The organism is Clostridium sp. (assembly GCF_032552055.1).
Taxonomy (GTDB): Bacteria; Bacillota; Clostridia; order Clostridiales; family Clostridiaceae; genus Clostridium.
Genome location: NZ_JAWGSV010000026.1, coordinates 1 through 20374 on the forward strand (window position 1 = coordinate 1; position 20374 = coordinate 20374).

The 20374-nt window shown below is 28.9% G+C and carries 23 protein-coding genes; 22 read left to right on the plus strand and 1 reads right to left on the minus strand.

Going from position 1 to position 20374, the window contains the following annotated elements; translation table 11 throughout:
* The 15 genes from E6248_RS03555 to hisE form a co-directional block, all read left to right on the plus strand.
* The coding region (locus E6248_RS03555; RefSeq protein ID WP_316339446.1) for a DUF5808 domain-containing protein at window positions 1–961 on the plus strand (961 nt) is incomplete at its 5' end.
* Window positions 962–977: 16 nt separating this feature from the next.
* Entirely contained in the window at window positions 978–2039 is a 1062-nt protein-coding gene (locus E6248_RS03560) for a DUF5808 domain-containing protein (protein ID WP_316339447.1), read from the plus strand.
* A 287-nt stretch (window positions 2040–2326) separates the two neighbouring features.
* Window positions 2327–3127 (plus strand): YhfC family glutamic-type intramembrane protease, encoded by an 801-nt coding sequence (locus E6248_RS03565; protein ID WP_316339448.1) that lies wholly within the window; start codon window positions 2327–2329, stop codon window positions 3125–3127.
* 301 nt (window positions 3128–3428) lie between these two features.
* Window positions 3429–3893: a GNAT family N-acetyltransferase gene (locus tag E6248_RS03570; protein ID WP_136006078.1), complete on the plus strand. Its 465-nt coding sequence runs from the start codon at window positions 3429–3431 to the stop codon at window positions 3891–3893.
* Between the two features lie 38 nt (window positions 3894–3931).
* A complete protein-coding gene (locus E6248_RS03575; protein WP_316339449.1) occupies window positions 3932–4435 on the plus strand; it encodes a GNAT family N-acetyltransferase in 504 nt (167 codons plus the stop codon).
* A gap of 410 nt (window positions 4436–4845) precedes the next feature.
* Window positions 4846–5988, plus strand: coding sequence for an ATP phosphoribosyltransferase regulatory subunit (gene hisZ / locus E6248_RS03580; protein WP_316339450.1), 1143 nt, complete (start codon window positions 4846–4848; stop codon window positions 5986–5988).
* Window positions 5978–6610 carry an ATP phosphoribosyltransferase gene (gene hisG, locus E6248_RS03585; protein WP_316339451.1) on the plus strand — a complete coding sequence of 211 codons (633 nt, stop codon included), beginning with the start codon at window positions 5978–5980 and terminating at the stop codon, window positions 6608–6610. Before hisZ ends, hisG begins: the two co-directional genes overlap by 11 nt.
* Window positions 6611–6633: 23 nt before the next feature.
* Entirely contained in the window at window positions 6634–7929 is a 1296-nt protein-coding gene (hisD, locus tag E6248_RS03590; RefSeq protein WP_316339452.1) for a histidinol dehydrogenase, read from the plus strand.
* The gene (hisC, locus tag E6248_RS03595) at window positions 7922–8977 is read left to right on the plus strand and encodes a histidinol-phosphate transaminase (RefSeq protein ID WP_316339453.1); all 1056 of its coding nucleotides are present in this window, start codon (window positions 7922–7924) and stop codon (window positions 8975–8977) included. The genes hisD and hisC overlap by 8 nt, the downstream gene beginning before the upstream one ends.
* 101 nt (window positions 8978–9078) lie before the next feature.
* A complete protein-coding gene (hisB, locus tag E6248_RS03600; protein ID WP_316339454.1) occupies window positions 9079–9672 on the plus strand; it encodes an imidazoleglycerol-phosphate dehydratase HisB in 594 nt (197 codons plus the stop codon).
* Window positions 9673–9688: 16 nt separating this feature from the next.
* Window positions 9689–10303: an imidazole glycerol phosphate synthase subunit HisH gene (hisH, locus tag E6248_RS03605; RefSeq protein WP_316339455.1), complete on the plus strand. Its 615-nt coding sequence runs from the start codon at window positions 9689–9691 to the stop codon at window positions 10301–10303.
* Window positions 10300–11013 (plus strand): 1-(5-phosphoribosyl)-5-[(5-phosphoribosylamino)methylideneamino]imidazole-4-carboxamide isomerase, encoded by a 714-nt coding sequence (gene hisA, locus E6248_RS03610; RefSeq protein ID WP_316339456.1) that lies wholly within the window; start codon window positions 10300–10302, stop codon window positions 11011–11013. Before hisH ends, hisA begins: the two co-directional genes overlap by 4 nt.
* An 8-nt stretch (window positions 11014–11021) precedes the next feature.
* Window positions 11022–11780 (plus strand): imidazole glycerol phosphate synthase subunit HisF, encoded by a 759-nt coding sequence (gene hisF, locus E6248_RS03615; RefSeq protein WP_316339457.1) that lies wholly within the window; start codon window positions 11022–11024, stop codon window positions 11778–11780.
* A 2-nt stretch (window positions 11781–11782) separates the two neighbouring features.
* Window positions 11783–12109, plus strand: coding sequence for a phosphoribosyl-AMP cyclohydrolase (gene hisI, locus E6248_RS03620; RefSeq protein WP_316339458.1), 327 nt, complete (start codon window positions 11783–11785; stop codon window positions 12107–12109).
* A 49-nt stretch (window positions 12110–12158) separates the two neighbouring features.
* Window positions 12159–12485 (plus strand): phosphoribosyl-ATP diphosphatase, encoded by a 327-nt coding sequence (hisE, locus tag E6248_RS03625; RefSeq protein ID WP_316339459.1) that lies wholly within the window; start codon window positions 12159–12161, stop codon window positions 12483–12485.
* Window positions 12486–12706: 221 nt separating this feature from the next.
* On the opposite strand, the gene E6248_RS03630 is transcribed toward hisE, so the two are convergent.
* A complete protein-coding gene (locus E6248_RS03630; RefSeq protein WP_316339460.1) occupies window positions 12707–13474 on the minus strand; it encodes a histidinol phosphate phosphatase in 768 nt (255 codons plus the stop codon).
* A gap of 135 nt (window positions 13475–13609) precedes the next feature.
* On the opposite strand from E6248_RS03630, the gene E6248_RS03635 reads away from it, so the two are divergent.
* From E6248_RS03635 to E6248_RS03665, 7 genes are all read left to right on the plus strand, one after another.
* On the plus strand, window positions 13610–13951 hold the full coding sequence (locus tag E6248_RS03635) for a hypothetical protein (RefSeq protein ID WP_316339461.1): 342 nt from the start codon (window positions 13610–13612) through the stop codon (window positions 13949–13951).
* A gap of 13 nt (window positions 13952–13964) precedes the next feature.
* Window positions 13965–15212 (plus strand): TcaA 3rd/4th domain-containing protein, encoded by a 1248-nt coding sequence (locus tag E6248_RS03640; RefSeq protein ID WP_316339462.1) that lies wholly within the window; start codon window positions 13965–13967, stop codon window positions 15210–15212.
* A gap of 9 nt (window positions 15213–15221) precedes the next feature.
* Window positions 15222–16586, plus strand: coding sequence for a peptidoglycan DD-metalloendopeptidase family protein (locus E6248_RS03645; RefSeq protein ID WP_316339463.1), 1365 nt, complete (start codon window positions 15222–15224; stop codon window positions 16584–16586).
* A gap of 408 nt (window positions 16587–16994) precedes the next feature.
* Window positions 16995–18014, plus strand: coding sequence for a 3-oxoacyl-ACP synthase (locus E6248_RS03650; protein WP_316339464.1), 1020 nt, complete (start codon window positions 16995–16997; stop codon window positions 18012–18014).
* Window positions 18015–18017: 3 nt separating this feature from the next.
* Window positions 18018–18893: a branched-chain amino acid ABC transporter permease gene (locus E6248_RS03655; RefSeq protein WP_316339465.1), complete on the plus strand. Its 876-nt coding sequence runs from the start codon at window positions 18018–18020 to the stop codon at window positions 18891–18893.
* A gap of 11 nt (window positions 18894–18904) precedes the next feature.
* On the plus strand, window positions 18905–19915 hold the full coding sequence (locus E6248_RS03660; protein ID WP_316339466.1) for a branched-chain amino acid ABC transporter permease: 1011 nt from the start codon (window positions 18905–18907) through the stop codon (window positions 19913–19915).
* Window positions 19893–20321, plus strand: a complete 429-nt coding sequence (locus tag E6248_RS03665; RefSeq protein ID WP_316339467.1) for an ATP-binding cassette domain-containing protein — start codon at window positions 19893–19895, stop codon at window positions 20319–20321. Before E6248_RS03660 ends, E6248_RS03665 begins: the two co-directional genes overlap by 23 nt.
* Window positions 20322–20374: the final 53 nt, after the last annotated feature.

The window sequence follows — 20374 nt, forward strand, 5'->3', positions numbered from 1 at the left end:
AAGATATACAGTGTTTATTTTACCATTTTTAATATTAATAAATATATTAATGATTTTTAATACAAAAATATCAATTTATTTAATAACCTTATTTGTATTAATTATAGTATCTAATATTCCTTTAATTATCTATTGGAAAAAAACTATAAAGCTTAAGGAAGAAAAAGGCTTTAGAAGCCTTGGAGAGAATGTAGTAGTTGTAGATACATCTATAAGAAAGCCTAAGGTAAGAGAAGATAATGTAATAATAAAAACAAGAATTTTTTTAACATTATTAATAATACCTTTAATAACTATGATAGTAACTCTTATTGCCTATAAAAATGTGCCTAATCCATTTCCAATTCATTATAATGCTTCAGGCATAGCAGATAGCTTTGTAGATAAAGATGGATTTAAGGGATTCTTCTACTTAGTTTTATTTCCTATCTTAACTCAAACTGGAATGATAGTTTTATTAACTCTCACTAATAAGTTTGCAGTTAACGGGAAAACAGAAATAAATAGTGGAACTTTAGAGGAAATAAAAAAGCAAAGAAAAGTATTTAAGAGAATAAATTCTATACTTTTATTTATTATAGCTATTGAAATATCAATTATGTTTTCTATAATTCAATTTTGTACTTTATTTGGTTGGAATGTTCAAGTTATAAATTATGTATTCCTTCCAGTAATACTATTAACTATAATAATTTTTTCTGTTATTACTTATAAAATTGGACAAGGTGGAAAAAATATAAAATATAATAGTAATGAAAAAGAAATTTATAGAGATGATGATAAGTATTGGTTATTTGGGAACTTTTATTGTAATAAAAATGATCCTAGCATATTTGTAGAAAAAAGAGTTGGAATAGGCTGGGATGTTAACTTAGGTAATCCAATAGGCGCTACAATAATGATACTTCCATTTGTATTAATAGCAATATTGATAATATATTTTCTTATACAAGGGATTTAATTATAGGAGGGATGTTTTGAATAATTTAGAAGAGATTTTAGTAGGAAATATAACTTTAATAGTTTTAGGAATTATATTATATTATTTAAATAGTTTCTCTAATAGTGGCCTTTTCTTTGGAATAAGAATACCTAAGAAATTTATAGAATATGATGAAATAGTAGAACTTGAAAGAAGATATAAAAAGACTGTAACTATATTATATCTATCAATAAGTATATTATTTAATATACTGTCATTTAGTTTTATTAAAAATAAAGAAGTAGTTGCACAGTTACTATGGATTTTTATGATAGGTTCGATATTAATTAATAGTGGAATTTTTGCACTATATAATAAGAAAATTAGAAATCTAAAAGAGAAGAATAATTGGAACTATAAAAATAATACAGTAGCTGTAGATACATCTTTAAGAAAACCCAAAAAAGATGATAAGTATAAGCCTTTGCCTAGTTGGATATTTATATTACCTATATTTATTCCTTTAATAATAGTAATCTTAACTTTCTTAAGACAGAATAACTTAAGTTCTTTAAGTTTACATGAATTATATAGATTACCAATAAATATGATTGCTATGGTAATAGTCTTTTATATTATAGTAAGGGTAAGTTTAAGTTCTAGGATAGATATAAATAGTACTAATTTAAAGAGTACTATTTATAAAAAGAAGATATTAAAAATGTTGTTTTCTATTATCTTTTTAGTAACGGAAGTAGGACTTATAATTTTAAATTCAATTACACAGCTGGGGTTAATTTATACTTTTGATACTAGTAGAGTAGAATCTATTGTCAATATATCCATTGCAATTATTATGATAGGATTTTTAATAGTAATTATACTAATGGGAAGTAAGGGTAGGAGGTCCTTAGGGAAAGAGAATACTGAAGAAGAAGTATATAATAATGACGATAAATACTGGGTTTTAGGAATGTTTTATTATAATAGAAATGATCCATCCTTTATGATTGAAAAGAGAGCAGGGATTGGATATACTGTGAATTTTGGAAATCCAAAGGCGATTATATTTTTTATTATTTTAATATCATTTGTTATTTTTATATCGAAAATATAATTATAGATTTTGATATTTCTTTAAATTTTCATCAGGTGATGAAAATATTATTTAAGTATAAGATTAATATTGGAACTATATAAAATGATTCTTAGCTTCAGGTGGAGTTTTCTTAAAAAGTAGAGAACCAAAATTTTGCATTTTGTGTGAATCACTTTCACAAAGTACAGGATGCCTACTCCATCTGAAGGTTAGAAGAACCAATCTAGTCGCGTATTAGTGCTGGGCACTTATAAAAGGTGGGAGTGTTAGCAATGGTAGCGATCGGATAAAATAAGGAGGGCAATATGGTCAGTAATTTATCAATTACATTTATGGGAATAAGCCTTATTATTAGTCTATTTGTACCTATAGTAGGGATGATATACTTAAAGAAAAAATATAATGCAAGTCTTAAAGTATTTTTTATAGGAGCTCTTGCATTCTTTATAGCTGTTAATATAATAGAAAGCCCAATTCACACATATTTCTTAAGTTATAATAAAAGTACAGCAAGTTTTTTATTAAATAATCCAGTTGCATATATGCTATATGGTGGATTTATGGCAGGTATTATGGAAGAAACAGCAAGACTTATATCTTTTAAGTTTTTTATAAAGGGAAGAGATACTACTACTGCCTTAACTTACGGAATTGGACATGGTGGTATAGAAGCAATATTAATAGGAGCACTTGGTAGCTTAAATTCAATAGTATATGCTATATTGATAAATAAAGGAGGCTTCCAATCAATAATGGAAGGTGCTTCACTTTCTAAAGATGTTATAAATGCAACTTACAATCAATTTGTAGATTCAGCTTCAGTGTTGTGGCTTATAACTGGAATGGAAAGATTAATTGCTATTACAGTTCAAATTTCTCTTTCAGTTTTAGTACTATATGCAATTAGAGAAAAAAGATATATTTACTATATAATAGCCATAATAAGCCATGCTATTATAGATTTCCCAGCAGCTTTATATCAAGTAGGAGTATTAAAGAATATTTATTTAGTTGAACTAGGGATTTTAGTTATGGCAATTGTACTTGTTGTATTTGTTTTTAGAAATTTTTCAGAAAAATCTCGAGATTATAATGAAATAATTTAAAAAACATATATAATATTATTAAGATGGTAAAATACAGCTTAATAAATAATAGGGCTGTTTGCGAAAATAGCCCTATTTAAAATTAAAAATGAATAATTATTGATTTAATTGTTAAAAAGGGACTGTCACATAAATAGTTAAAAATAAGAATTTAAAATTAAGAATTATTGATGTAATTCTTACAGAATTACAAAAATTAATCGCTTATTGAAACTCCGCTAGGAGTTTTTTCATTAATTTTTCATTCTTCATTTTTAGTTGTGCGACAGCACATCTTAGGTATTAAAAGGGGGTAATTTTAATGAAGGATATTAAGATTAGAAGAGCTAGAGCTGGAGATGAACCACAGATTCTAAAGCTAGTAGAGGAGGTTTTAAGCCCATATGGATTAAAACTAAATCCTAAAGGTGAAGACTTAGACATTACTAATATAGCTAAATTTTATACTAAAAATAATGGGGCATTTGAGGTATTAGAATTTAAAAGAAGAATTATTGGTAGCTATGGCATTTACAAAATTGATGAGGAAACATGTGAGCTTAGAAAGATGTATCTACATAAGGATTTTCAAGGAATGGGACTAGGCAACATAATGATTGAAAATTCTTTTAGAATTGCAAAGAGGTTACATTATAAAAAGATTACTTTACAAACTAATTCAGTACTATATAAGGCACTTAAACTTTATAAAAAATATGGTTTTGAAGATTTTCAGGATGAAGTTTGTGATAGGTGTGATATAGCAATGCAAAAATACATTGCTTAATAATAAACAAAAAAAGTATCAAGAGGGGATGGCGTATTATGAGATATTATGATACTAATATTGAAAATGTAAAATTGCGAGAAACTAAGGAAGAGGATGCTGCTTTAATTTTTTCCTTTATTAAGGAATTAGCTGAGTATGAAAAAATGACTAATGACGTTATTGCTACAGAAGAAACTATTAGGGAATCTGTATTTAATAATAATAGAGCTGAAGCAGTAATAATTGAATTAGATGAAAAACCTATAGGATTTGCTTTATACTTTTATAATTTTTCAACATTCATAGGTAGATCTGGATTATACTTAGAAGATTTATTTATAAGAAAAGAATATAGGGGTAGAGGAATAGGAAGAGAAGTATTTAAATTCTTAGCTAAAAGAGCCTTAGAACAAGGCTGCAAGAGAATGGAATGGGCTTGTTTAGATTGGAATGAACCATCTATTAAATTCTATAAATCATTAGGAGCAATTCCTATGGATGAATGGACTGTATATAGACTAATTGAAGATAAAATAGAACAGTTAGCAATTAATAATTAAAAAGATTTAGCATTAATTAAATAAGAAAAGCTACCTTTTAGCATCTTTAATAATTAATAATTTAGTGGAAAACTCAGCTTCGGCTGAGTTTTTTTGCTTTTGTAAATAACAATAAATTCAAATATATGGATACATTTTTAAGAGTAGTAAAATTTATAGTTTAGCAAATGGATTTTTATTAGGTAGCTAGATTAATTATTTGGTAGAAAAGTATGTTTTAAAAAGTTTTCAATAGATTTAAAACTCAATTAAGTATGAGTTCTTATTTTATAGATAATAGCATACTTATAAAATAAAATTCAGGGAGCGTTAAATTTATTTAATTTTCTGTCAACTTATTGACACTAAATTAATATTAATATATTATTATGATAATGCTTTAAAGTGGTAAAGTATAAAAGGGAGGGAATATGAATAAGAATATCATTCCAGAGGGAACAAGAGATTTAACTAATGAGGAATGTTTAAAAAAAGCCAGGGCAATTAAGTCAATAAATAATGTATTTAATTCTTGGGGATATAAGGAAGTAATTACACCAAGCATAGAATTCTATGAAGGTTTTAGATATGAGTATTCTGGGTTAAAAGAAGAGAGTGTATATAAATTTTTTGATTCTAAAGGAAGAATACTAGCCTTAAGGCCTGATATGACTATACCTATAGTAAGACTTGTATCAACTAGATTTAAAGATGTTGAAGAAGCTATAAAGATAAGGTATGAAGCCACTATATATAGAGTTTTTGAAGAGTTTACTGGAAGAAGAAATGAATACACTGATTGTGGAATAGAGCTTATAAATAAAGAAAATGAATTTGCTGATTTAGAGGTATTAATAATTGCAATAGAAGCTTTAAAAGCTACTGGTGCTAAAAACTTTAAGATAGAAATTGGAGAAGTAAACTTCTTTAAAGCTGCTATAGAGGCCTTAGATATTGCAGAAAAGGACAAGTTATCCTTATCAATATTAATCGAAAAGAAAAAAATAGAAGAATTAAAGAAATTCCTAAAGAAATTAGATGTAGAAGATAATATAAAAAATACTTTTTACAAACTACCTCTTTTATTTGGAGAAGGAGTAGAAATATTAGAGAAATATAAGGAATTGGCTTTTAATACTAAAATGATTAATAGCATAAATTATTTAGAAAATATTTATAAGAGACTAGAAGCTTTAGGTTATGAAGAATATATTACATTTGACTTAGCTATTACTCCAAGGCTTAATTTCTATACTGGAATAATATTTAGAGGATATATTGAAGGATCAGGAGGTATTGTTTTAAGTGGGGGAAGGTATGATGATTTAATTGATTCAGTTAAGAAGGGCTTCAAGGCAATAGGTTTCTCTATTAATGTAGATGAATTAAGTAGCATTTTAGATTTAGAATTACCTAAAGAAGAAAAATATAAAATTACTTTTAGTAAAGAAAATGAAATAGAAGCATTAAAAAAGAGCGTGGAACTTAGAAAAGAAGGTTATGTAGTGGAAGTTATTCCTTCAGAAGAATTAGAAGGGATAAATCTTAAAAAGGAGGATTATTATGGGGATTAGTGTTGCCTTAACAAAAGGCAGGCTAGAAATAGAAGTAGTTAAGATATTAGATAAAGCAGGATTTGGAACAGATGAGCTAAAGGATAAGGGAAGGAAACTTGTATTTAAAGATACTAAGTATGATGTTAATTATTTTTTAGTCAAAGCTAATGATAGCATAACTTATGTTGAACATGGAGTTGCTGATATTGGGGTAGTTGGATTAGATACTTTAGTAGAAAAAGGTCATAATTGTTATGAATTAATGGATTTAGGTTTTGGTAAATGTAAGTTTATAGTAGCATCTATGCCAGATAAAGATTTGTTTAATATGAAGGGGCATATAAAGATTGGGACAAAGTATCCTAAAGTAGCTAAGGAATTCTTTAAAGAAAATAATATAGATGTTGAAGCAATAAAAATTGATGGTTCTGTTGAGCTTGCACCAATACTTGGCCTATGTGATGGAATAGTAGATATTATGGAAACGGGAACTACTCTTAAGGAAAATGGATTAGTAGTGTTAAAAGAAATTCAAGATATTAGTGCTAGATTAATAGTAAATAAGGCAAGCTTCAAACTTAAGCAAAAGGAAATAAGCTTTATTTTAGAAAAGATAAGAGAAGCAATAAGTGATAAATAAGCAATAAATAAAGGGGAAGGGCTATGCTAAGATTATTTAATTTATCTAAGGATAAGGAAGAAGATATTTTAAAAATAATAAAAAATAGAGAAGAAGAAAATCCAGAAGTAATAAGTGATGTTTTAAATATATTAAAAGATATAAGAAAAGATGGGGATAAAGCATTATTTAAGTACACTAAAGATTTTGATAAAGCTTTATTAAATTCAGAATCTATTAAGGTTTCAAAAGAAGAAATAGAAGAAGCCTTTAATATAGTTGAAGAAAGCTTTATTAAAGCAATTAAGTCAGCTATTAAAAATATAGAGTTCTATCATAGCAAGCAAGTCAAAAATGGATATTCAATAGCTAAAGAAGGTGGAGTATTTATGGGGCAATTAGTACGTCCACTAGAAAGAGTTGGAGTTTATGTTCCAGGTGGAACAGCTTCTTATCCATCATCAGTAGTAATGAATGTCATACCTGCAAAGGTAGCTGGAGTTGAGGAAGTAGTTATGGTAACCCCTCCAAGTGCAAATGGAGGAATCAATCCATATATAGCAGTTGCAGCATCCGTAGCTGGAGTTTCAGAAATTTATAAGGTTGGAGGAGCACAAGCTATAGGAGCTTTAGTTTATGGAACTGAAAGTATAAAGAGAGTAGATAAGATAGTTGGACCGGGGAATATTTATGTAGCAATGGCTAAGAAATTGGTTTTCGGAACAGTAGATATAGATATGGTTGCTGGGCCAAGTGAAATATTAATAGTAGCTGATGAAAATGCAAATAGTAAATTTGTAGCAGCAGATTTAATGTCTCAAGCTGAGCATGATAAGCTTGCAGCTTCAATTTTATTAACAACATCTGAAGAAAAATACAATGAAATTATAAAGGAACTAGAAGTTCAAATAGAAGGAATGGAAAGAAAAGAAATTATTAAAGAATCCTTTAGTAATTATGGAATGGCTTTAGTATGTAAGGATATAAAAGATTGTATAAGAATATCTAATATTATAGCTCCTGAACACCTTGAGTTAATGGTGGAAAATTCAATGGAATATCTAGGTGAAGTAAAAAATGCAGGTTCAATTTTCTTAGGTTATTACACACCAGAGCCATTAGGAGATTATTATGCAGGACCAAACCATGTTCTTCCTACTAATGGTACAGCAAGATTTTCATCTGCTTTATCAGTTGATAGTTTTATAAAGAAAAGCTCATATCTGTATTATTCTAAGGAAGAGTTAAATAAAGCTTCAGAAGATATAATTTTGCTTGCAAAGAGAGAGGGATTAACTGCTCATGGAAATTCTGTGAAGGTGAGGGGTTGCAATGATTAAGGATATAGGAGTTTACTCAAATAACAGTAAGGATAACTTATTACTTAATGGTAATGAAAGTCCTAAAAATATTAATAAAGATAAGTATTTTAAGATATTAGAAAAGCTTAAGATAGTAGATTTAAACAGATATCCAGATACAGATGGAGATAAATTGAGAGAGGCTTATAGCTCTTATCTGGGAGTAAGCTTAGATAATATTATCATTGGTAATGGGTCAGATGAAGTAATTAACTTAGTTATAAGCAAGAATATTCAAAAAGGAGACAAACTTTTAACTGTAACACCAGACTTTGTTATGTATGACTTTTACACAGCTTTAAATGAAGGAAATGTGACTAAGTATAACCTTGATGTGGATAACTATTTTGATTTGGAAGAATTTATAGTATTAGGAAAAAGGGGGAATGTAAAGATTGTTATGTTCTCTAATCCTAATAATCCAACTGGTTTTGCATACAGCAAGGAAAATATTATTAAGATTTTAGAAGCTTTTAAAGATAAGATAGTGCTAGTTGATGAAGCTTACTATGAGTTTAATGGGGAATCTGTAGTTTCATTAATAGATGAATATCCGAATTTAATAGTAACTAGAACTTTATCTAAGGCATGGGGACTAGCAGCCTTAAGAGTAGGATTTTTAATTTCTAATAAGGATAATATAAGTGAATTATCAAAATATAAAACTCCTTACAATGTAAATACTATTTCTCAAGAAATAGCAAGTATATATCTAAAGGAAGAAGTAGATTCTCTTAATGAAAATTTAAAGCTAATAATAAATGAAAGAGAAAGACTTTACACTGAATTAAAAAAGATTGAAGAATCAGCTAAGTCTAATAAGGGATTTATTAAGTTTTATAAATCAAAGGCTAACTTTATTTTTGGAAGAGCAGAAAATAAGGAAGAACTTATTAACGCCTTTAGAGAAGAAAAAGTTACTATAAGAAGCTTCGAAGATAATAGCTTTAGAATTACTGTTGGGCTTCCAGAAGAAAATAATAAGGTTATAGAAATAATGAAGTATTTTGCTAAGCAAAAGAATTAAAGAATTAAAGAATTAAAGAATAAAAAATAAGTTTTGCGGAGCAAAACATCATTAATTGTTAATTGTTAAATGCAAATTGTTAATTGAAACAGGGAGGTTTTATGAGTAGAGTTTCTAAGATAAATAGAGAAACAAAGGAAACAAATATTAAGTTATCAATAGATGTAGATGGAAAGGGAAATAACAGTATAAATACACCAGTTGGATTTTTAAATCATATGCTTACTTTATTTGCTTTTCATAGTGGGATAGATATTAATTTAGAAGCAAGTGGAGATATTGAGGTTTGTGATCACCATATAGTAGAGGATATAGGAATATCTTTAGGGAAGGCATTAAATGAAGCTTTAGGTAATAAGGTAGGGATTAATAGATATGGTACTGCATTTGTACCTATGGATGAAGCCTTATGCCAAGTAGTACTAGATTTGAGTGGAAGAGGCTTCTTACATTTTGAGGGAGAGTTTAAAAGAGAGCAAATAGGAAATTTTTCAACTGAAATGGTAGTAGAGTTTTTTAGAGCTGTAGCTATGAATGTTAATGGGACAGTTCATATTAGGGTATTGTATGGAGTAAATGATCATCATAAAATTGAAGGAATATTTAAGGCTTTTGGTAGGGCATTAAAAGAAGCAGTTACTATAGGTAATGATGCAAATAAGGTTTTATCAACTAAGGGAACTCTAAGTATTTAATAAGGGTGGATAAATTATGATAGCAATTATAGATTATGGAATGGGTAATTTAAAAAGTATAAAAAATGCTTTATATCTATTAAAAATAGATTCAGTTATTACTAGTGATAAAGAGGTAATAAAGAAGTCAGAAGCTATTATCCTTCCAGGTGTCGGTGCATTTAAGCAAGCTATGGACAACCTAAAAGAAAAAGGCTTAGATACTTTAATTAAAGAAGTAGCCAAAGAAGGAAAACTTATTCTAGGAATATGCCTAGGTATGCAGCTACTATTTGAAAAAGGTTTTGAGGGTGAAGAAGAAGAGGGGCTAGGATTATTAAAAGGAAATATAAAGAAGCTTAAGACTAAAGAAAGAGTAAAGATACCTCATATGGGATGGAATAAGCTAATTGCTAATAATGAAGATGAAAATTTTTGTAATCTATCTTCAGATAAATTTGTATATTATGTTCATAGCTTTATGGTAACAGATTATGAGGAGAAGGATTTAGTTGCCTACTCTAATTATGGAGGATTAAAGATACCAGGTATATTTAGAAAAGATAATATTATAGGAACGCAATTTCATCCAGAAAAAAGTGGTGAAACAGGACTTAACTTACTAAAAGAATTTGGGGAGATGGTAAAGTGATAGTAATTCCAGCTATAGATATAATTGATGGTATGGTTGTTAGGCTGTATCAAGGTGATTATAATAAAAAGGATATAATTGGTGAAGATGTTTTAAAGGTAGCTAAAAGCTTTAAGGAAGCAGGAGCTAAGCTTATTCACTTAGTAGATTTAGATGGGGCAAAAAAAGGTGAGTTAGTTAATTTGGATTTAATATTAAAAGTAGTAAAAGAATTAGAAGTAGATGTTGAAGTTGGTGGAGGAATAAGAAGCTTTAAGGATATAAAGGCATTAATAGATGGTGGAGTATCTAGGGTTATATTGGGTACTGCTGCAATAGAAAATAAAGAGTTACTAAGACAAGCTGTTGATACCTATAAGAATAAAATAGCTGTAGCTGTAGATTTTAAAGATGGATATATTCATACAAGAGGATGGATAAGTAAAAGCGATATACATTATATAGATTTAATTAATGATATGGAGGCTATTGGAGTTAAGAACATAATAATAACAGATATAAGTAAGGATGGAACATTAGAAGGCCCTAACATTAATATTATGAAGGAAGTTAAGTCAATTTCAAACATTGATATTACTGCTTCAGGTGGAGTTAAGAACGTAGATAATATTAAAGACCTTAAAGAACTTAATATCTATGGGGCAATAGTAGGTAAGGCAATTTACTCTAAGGATTTAAATTTAGAGGAAGCTATTAATTTATGTAAGTAGGTGGAGAGATGCATACTAAGAGAATAATACCTTGTCTAGATGTTAAGGAGGGAAAGGTTGTTAAAGGAATTAACTTTGTGGGCTTAAAAGAAGTTGGAAATCCAGTAGAATTAGCAGAAGAGTATTATAAACAAGGTGCTGATGAAATAGTATTTTTAGATATTACAGCTACTCATGAAGGTAGAAAAACTATGATAGAAGTAGTTGAAAAGGTAGCAGAAAAAATATTTATTCCTTTTACTGTGGGGGGAGGAATAAGTACAGTAGATGGAATTAGAAAAATTTTAAGAGCTGGGGCAGATAAGGTAAGTTTAAATTCAGCAGCTATTAGGAATAAGGATTTAATTAAAGAAGGAGCTTATTACTTTGGAAATCAATGTATTGTACTAGCTGTAGATGCTAAAAGACGTAATAAGGATAACTGGAATGTTTATATAAATGGTGGAAGAATAGATACAGGAATAGATCTTTTTAAATGGATAGAAGAGGCCTATAACCTTGGTGCAGGTGAAATATTACTTACATCTATGGATGCAGATGGAACTAAGGGTGGTTTTGATATAGAACTTACTAAGAGGGTAAGTAACTTAGTAGATATACCAGTAATAGCCTCTGGAGGCTGTGGATCTATAGAAGACTTTAAAGAAGTATTTGTAGATGGAGAAGCAGATGCTGCTCTAGCAGCTTCATTATTTCATTATGGTAATTTAAAGGTGTCAGAGGTAAAGGAGTATTTGAGAAAAAATAATATAGAGGTAAGGATATAACTATGGAATTTGATATAGATAAAGTGGATTTTAATAAAAGTAGTGGTTTAATTCCAGCAATAGTACAAGATTTTAGAAATAAAGAAGTACTTATGCTTGCTTATATGTCTAAAGAAAGCCTAGAGAAAACTATATTGGAAAAGAAAACTTGGTTTTATAGTAGAAGTAGAAATGAGATTTGGAATAAAGGAGAAACTTCAGGTCATCTACAATATGTAAAAGAGATGTATATAGATTGTGATCTAGATACTATATTAATTCTAGTTGAACAAGTTGGGATGGCTTGCCATATTGGAGAAAGAAGCTGTTTTTTCACTAAAGTAATTTAGAACAAATTACATCAATAATTATTAATTGTTAACTGAAAAGGGGGTTTTTATGGATAATATAATTAAAGAGCTATATGCTGTTATTGAAGATAGAAAAGAAAAAAAGGATGAGAAATCTTATACAAGCTACTTATTTAATAAGGGAATAGATAAGATATTAAAAAAGCTTGGGGAAGAATGCACAGAAGTTATTATTAGTGCAAAAAATAATTCTAAAGAAGAGCAAATTTTAGAAATGGGAGATTTAATATATCACCTTCTAGTTACTATGGTAGAACTAGGAATTTCAGTTGAAGATATTGAAAAGGAATTAATAAGTAGAAGAAGTAAGATTGGAAATTTAAAGTCAGAGAGAAAACCCATAGATGAAATATAGAATTAGTAATTTTGTCTATGCATGCGCTAATATATTATCTTTTGTATTCATCGCAAGCTCCAAGAGGACATACGTATAATATATTAGTACAGACTAATTTCAAAATTAGGTATCCAGCGCTTTGATATTAAAGGAAGGAACTCAGCTAAAACTGAGTTCCTTTAAATTTATTTTTATTTATATTAGAAAGTAGTGGATTTGAGTAGATACTTTTCTTTATATTAAAAAAATTCTGGTTTTCTTTTGCTAAAGTAGATTCCTTTTAAATTAACATCCTCTATAAAGTCTAATGCTATATCAAAATTTCTATGAATATTTGTATAAGCGTGAGCATCAGATCCTAAGGTAACATATTTTCCACCTAAATCTTTATATAAATTGTAAATATCTTTTAAAGCAGATTTAGCTTCAGCTAGATGAAGTCTTGATGTATTAACTTCCAATACTTTTCCCTTGTTTATTAAGATCTCAAATATTTCAGCTAGGATGTCCTTATAGTCTGATACTAAAATTTCATTATTATCGAATTTAGTATATCTGCAGGGGTAATCTATATGGGCTAATGAATCAAAGCTATTATAGAGATTAACACAATCTAGCATATCTTCTAAGTAATAAGTGAAAAACTCTTTTTTGCTATAGCCTTGATGTACATATTCCTCATATATATCTAGATTTTTAACAGCATGAATAGATCCAAGTACAAAGTCAAAATCGTAGGAAGTAATTAATTTTTCACTTTCGTCTACTACATTCCTAGTTAATCCTAGTTCTATGCCAAGCTTTAGAGCATTATTTCTATATTTTTCATATTCTTTAAAGTAACTTGGAATATCAAATTTAAAGTCATCTTTAATTGGATAATCTAGATCCATATGATCAGTTATTATTATTCCAATGTTCTTATTTTTTGAAACCTCAATTGCATCTAATATATTCATATCACTATCTGTTGAGAATTTTGTATGCATATGGCTATCGAAAATCATATTTTGCCTCCTTAAAATTTATGTTTTCTAAATTATAACATAGCTTTGTTAAATTATGCCTATAATAAAATAAACTTGATTAATAATATTATAGAATATAAAATTGAATTACAAAGTGAAAAAGGTGGGAAACAAATGAACAAACTGTTTGAAATTGGAGATTTAAGTTTTTATAAAGAGGATTTTTTAGATAATATTGACGAATTTAATGATATTATAGATATAATAAAAGAGTTAAGTAATGAACTTTCCTATGAAGAAATTGAAGTAGTAGGAAATAAAGAATGCTGTGAAAAAACTAATAAAAATTATATAGTAGAAATCCAAGGATTCATAGATGAGGAAGATTCTTTTATAACAAAAAAAGAAGCTGAAGAACTAAGTAAGAATGGTGGATTAGGATTATTAGATTTATTTGTTATTAGAATTTATATGTGCTTAGAATGTAAAAAGTGGATAATAGATATTTTAGAATAAAGGGTGAGGAATATTGGGAGCTGTTAATGAAATATTACTTAAAATAAAAGAGTATTTTAAAGAACTATATAGTGAAATTAGAGGTCTATCCTTTAATGAATTAAAAGATTTTATATTTAAAAGAAGACTTTTTCTAATTTCAGTTTTATTAATATTTATTTTACTAGGATTTAGCTTTGGAAGTTACAAGTCTTCTAAAAATATAGTTCTGAAGAACTTACAAATAGCTCTAAAGGACGATAAACCAGGAAAAATTTATAAAAAAATTAGAGTTGATGGTAAAAAGATTAAGAAAGAGGACTTAAAGCCTTTAACAGAGTATTATTCTGAAAATAAAAATCAGGCTATTAATATAGCAAAGGACTTAAAAACTAAGGATAATAGTGGATTTTTTAAATTAGTAAATAAAAAAATATTATTTATTGATAATTATACCATAGAGATAGAACCTATTGCAGTTAAGGTAAATACAAATTTTGAAAATGCAAAAGTATATATAAATAATAATGAAATTGCAGCAACAAATATAAAAAGAGGATTAATTCCAGGGAAATACAGTATTAGAGGAGAACTAGAAACTAAATATGGTTTAGTTAGTGAAGAAAAAGAAGTATTTATAATGGAAAATACAGAAATTGACTTAAATATACAGGCTATAAACATAAGCCTCACATCGAATTTTAATGATGCAGATGTAATTATTAATGATAAAGAAATAAATAAGAAGGTTGAAGAGATTAAAAATTATGGGCCAATTCCTTTAAGTCAAGATATAGAAATTCAACTAAAAAGAGATTTTCCTTGGGGGACAGTACTAAGTGATAAAGTTAAAGTAGGTGATGTACCTAATATTAACATAAATATTAATATGGCTAATGATAAGTTAATCGAAGATATTGAAGCTATAATAAATAATTTTTATAGTAGTACATTTAATGCTTTAAATAATGGGGATTTCAAATTAATAGAAAACTCTAAAGAAGATGCTAAAAGCAAGATATACGATAGCATAAAAAGAGAGAGTTTATTTTTAAAAAATAATTATGAACTAAATGAGTTGAAAACTGAGATTAAGAGTAGTGAGTTCTTTTATGAGAATGGAGTTTATAAAGGAAATATAGTTGTTAATTTAAATTATCATATAAGTAAAAAACTTATACCTTTTATAGACAAAAATGTTGAAGAGATGTTTTTAACTAGTATGGAATACAATAATGGAAGCTGGGAAGTTATAGACGTGCAAAAGTTTAATTTAGAGTAGGAGGCAGTTATGAGTAAAAGAGTTAGGACATTAAGTTTAACAATTGCAATGATTTTTTCTTTTAATATTGTAGTAATGGCAGAAAGTAGTTCATCAATTCAAAATAAAATTGAAAATAATAATAATCAGATTGAAGATCTAGAAAATGAAAAAGATAAGATAAATGGCGAAATAGATGAACAAAACTCAGCTCTTGAAGGTATTATGAATCAAATAAATGAGAAAAGTAAAGATTTAGATGCTGCTATAGCTGATGTAGACAATTATCAAAGAAAAATAGATGACTTCCAAGGTGAAATAGATTCTCTTAACAGTAAGATAGTTAGTTCTCAAAATGCTATTCAAGAAAAGGAAGCAATAATTGAAGAAAAGAAGCAAGAAGAAGAACAGATACAAGCTAATATAGGAACTAGAATTAGAAGTTATTATAAAATAGATATTTCTACTACATATTTATATTTAATTTTAAAGAGCGGAAATATATTTGAAATGTTTAACAATTTACAAAATGTATTTAGAATGATTAATTACGATAGAGAGTTAATTAATAGAGCTACTAATATCCAAAAAGAAATGGAAGAAGAAAAAAATAAAATTGCTGAAGAATTAAAAAGCATCGAAGAAAGTAAAAATGAAATTGTAGCTAAACAAGATGAATTAAAAGATGCTCAAAAGGAATACTTAGCAAAACAAGAATACCATCAAAGTAAAATAAATGAGCTTCAAGCACTAGAAAATGATAAGACTAATGTATTAGCATCATTAAGTGATAAAGAAAAAGAGCTTGCTCATGAAATAGGAGAGTTAACTGTATATAATCAGGCGTTACAACAAGAACTAGAAAGTATATTGGCAGATATAAATAATGGTAACTCATCAGGTGGTTCTTCAGGTGGTTCTTCAGGTGGCTCAGCAGGAGGATCATCAGAAGGAGAAGGAGGCTCTAATGAAGGCTCAGGAGGAGGCAGCTCGATACCAGGAGATCCAAGCACTGAAACATTTTTAAGGCCAGGATCTGGAATAGTTACAGACCCTTACGGACCTAGAATAAATCCTGTTACAGGAGCAGCGGGCTTTCATACGGGAGTTGATTTAGGTGATCCTGCTGGAGCACCAGTAGCAGCGGCTAAAAGTGGAGTAGTAGTTTATTCAGGATGGTTTTCAGATTATGGTGAAACAGTAATAATAGACCATGGTGGTGGAGTACAAACTTTATATGCACATAATAGTGCAAGATTAGTATCTGTTGGACAAACTGTAGCAAGAGGAGAAACTATAGCACAGGTCGGAACTACAGGAATGAGTACAGGCCCTCATATACATTGGGAGATAAGAATAAACGGACAACACACAAGCCCAATGCCATACGTGTAGTTATATTTAGATAAGACTTGTTACTACATTATGCTTAGTCGACCTTGCAAGCTCCAAGTCGACGTTACGCAGAACATAGTAACAAGTCTAACTTTAAATTACTAAAGATTGCCTGACACTAAAGGATGAAACTCAGCGAGCTGAGTTTCTTTTTTTATTATTGTAATTTGGAACAAATTACTTCAGAAATTGTTAACTGGCAACTGTACTTTAGGTAAAGAAGAAATGAAGATTTATGAAATTTTTATTAGTGAAAATAGCTTTGTATTAATAAAAATAAGCAAAAAGTATTATTTTCAGAATATTTCAACAAATAAAATAATTATATTGACAGCTAATCTGGAAAAGGTTTACAATTAAGATGAAAGTAAACACTTACATACTGAAAAATATGGGAGGTAAGTCAATATGGTTAATGTTGGAGTAGTTGGGTTAGGATTGTATGTGCCAGAAAATAAAATGACAGCAAAAGAAATTTCAGAAGCTACTAATGGAATTTGGAGTGAGGATGCAATAATAAATAAATTAGGAATAGTAGAAAAGACTATACCTGGAGATGATGATGGTACTCAAGAAATGGGAGTTAGAGCAGCATTAGAAGCATTAGGGGATGCTAATATGAAACCAGAAGAATTGGATGTAATTATATGTATGGGTGAGGAGTGGAAGGAGTATCCACTGACTACATCAGCTCTGTATATTCAAGGGAAGATTGGAGCGATAAATGCATGGGGAATAGATGTACAAAATAGATGCTGTACTACAGTGTCAGCTATAAAAATGGCTAAAGATATGATAGTTGCAGATGAAGATATAAATACGATTATGGTAGTTGGTGGTTATAGAAATGGAGATTTCGTAGATTATAAGGACCCTAACATGTCTATGATGTTTAACCTATCAGCTGGAGGTGGAGCAATAATTTTAAAGAAAAATGCAAACAAAAATCTTGTTTTAGGTTCTCATATAAAAGCAAATGGAGATTTTTCTAGAGATGCAGGAGTTGAAATAGGGGGGATTATAAATCCTTTCAATAAAGATAATGTTGAAGAGGGATATAAATCTTTAAGGCTTATGAATGCAAAACATATGAAAGATGGACTTAATGCCATTTCAATGCCGAATTGGTTTGAATGTATTGATAAATCGTTAGAAAAATCAGGGTTAAAAAGAGAAGATATAGACTATTTAGCTGTATTACATTTTAAAAAGTCTATGCATGATTATATGTTGAAAGAATTAGGGTTAAAAGAAGATCAAGCAATTTACTTATCAGATTATGGTCATATGGGACAAGTAGATCAAATACTTTCATTAAAGCTTGCATTAGAAGAAGGAAAGGTAAAGGATGGTTCTGTAGTTCTAATGATAGCAGCTGGAATAGGATATGTATGGTCTGCGAATGTTGTGAAATGGGGAGAGTGTTAACCTATGGATACATTTTTTCAAATATTATTTAGTAGTTTAGAAACAGGAAGTGTATATGCATTAGCAGCCCTTGGAATAATAATAATTTTTAGAACCTCTAGAACAACTAACTTTGCTCAAGGTTCAATAGGAATGTTTAATGCCTTTGTTGCCACTTTTGGATTAATTAAGTTAGGACTTCCTGCTTGGGGAGCTGCATTAGTGGGAATGGTAGCAGCCTTTCTATCAGGAGTATTAGTAGATTTAGTGATAATTAGAAAAGCAAAAAAATCATCTCCAGTAGCGAAGCAAATTATAACATTTGGAGTAATAATGCTTTTTCTAGGAGTAGCACCAATGATATTTGGATCAACGCCTTTAAATTTTCCAAAGTTTATTGAGACTGGAGCAATTAATATATTTGGAGCATCAATTTCTTATAATGCTTTATTAAATATAACAGTTGGATTAATTATAATGGGAGTATTATTTTACTTTTTACAAAGTACAAAATGGGGTTTAGCAGTTAGAGTTACATCTTCTAATGAAGAAACTGCAAGACTTATGGGCGTTCCAACATCTCTTGTAACAATGGGAGCCTGGGCAATTGCAGCAGCTCTTGGGACATTATCAGCACTGATGCTGGCACCTGCCATTACTGTAAATGTATCTATGATGGATAATGTCCAAACAAACGCTTTAATAGCTTGTGTTCTAGGTGGATTCCAAACATTCTATGGACCAGTTATAGGAGCTTATATAATTGGACTAGGAAGAAATGTATTAATATACTATGTTTCATCTACATGGGGAGAACCCTTACTATTTACATTAATCTTATTATTTATAGTATTAAGACCAAACGGAATAATAGGAAAGAAAATAATTAAGAAGGTATAGGAGGAATATAGATGAAAAAGATTATGGAACAAAGATATAGTAAATATATTTTACTTGGAATAGTACTATCTTTATTTCCTCTGCTTCAACAAGTGGGGTTTATAAAAAGTTCAACCATAACAACCTTTGGGACTATATTGTTTTACGCAATAGTTGCAATTGGGTTAAATGTACTATTAGGATATTCTGGTCTAATATCCTTAGGGACAGCAGGGTTTATGGGGCTTGGAGCATATATATCAGCTTATTTAACTGAAGATTTAGGAGTACCATTTATAGTATCTCTAGTTATATCTATAGCAGTACCACTTATAATTGGAGTGCTTGTAGGATTAGTTTCCTTAAGAATATCAGGAATGTATCTAGCTATTGCAACCTTAGCAGTATCTGAAATTTTGAAGAAGATATTTGTTGAATTTGATGCAATTACAGGTGGGTTCTCAGGGAAGAGAGGAGGATACCCATCCTTCTTTGGACTTGAACTAGGACGAGATACAACATTTATATTTATAGTAATTCTATTAGTAATTGTAATGATACTTACAGATAATTTTATTAATTCATCAACAGGAAGAGCGTTATTAACTATGAGAGTAAGTGAGGCAGCAGCACAAGCTATGGGAATCAACTTACTAAAATATAAGCTTACAGCCTTTGCACTTGCAACCAGTTATGCAGCTTTAGGTGGAGTTTTATATGTACACTTTATAAGATTTTCTTATCCAGCTACCTGGAATTTACTTTTATCACTACAAATATTAGCGGTAATAGTTATTGGAGGAGTTAGAACTATATCAGGTCCAATTATAGGATCAATAATAGTATTTGGTATTCCAGATATTATATTAAAACAGCTACCAGTAATAGGTGCAATAGATGGGTTAGCATATATATTTACAGGAATATTAATAATACTTGTAATTCTATTCTATCCAAATGGGTTAATTTATATCGGCCATGACATTAAGAAGTATTTTAATAAAAAGAAGGTGAAAGTAAATGAGCTTAATACAAACACTTAAGATAGAAGATTTATCTATAGCTTTTGGAGGCCTAAAGGCTGTTGATAATTTAAGCTTTCATATTAATGAAGGTGAGATATATGGATTAATTGGGCCAAATGGAGCTGGTAAAACAACAGTATTTAATTGTATTACTCAATTCTATAAACCTGATAAAGGAAAAGTTATCTTTAAAACTATTAATAATGAAGAAGTTAATTTAGTAGAAAAAGAAACACATAACATTATAAAGCTAGGTTTAGTAAGAACATTTCAAAATGTTGAGTTAATTAAAGATTTAACCTTAGTTGAAAATTTACTTATAGGGGCCCATATCTCATATAAGAGTGGACTTTTTGCTAATGCTTTTAGGACAAGAAAAGCAAGAAGAGAGGAGGATACCCATCCTTCTTTGGACTTGAACTAGGACGAGATACAACATTTATATTTATAGTAATTCTATTAGTAATTGTAATGATA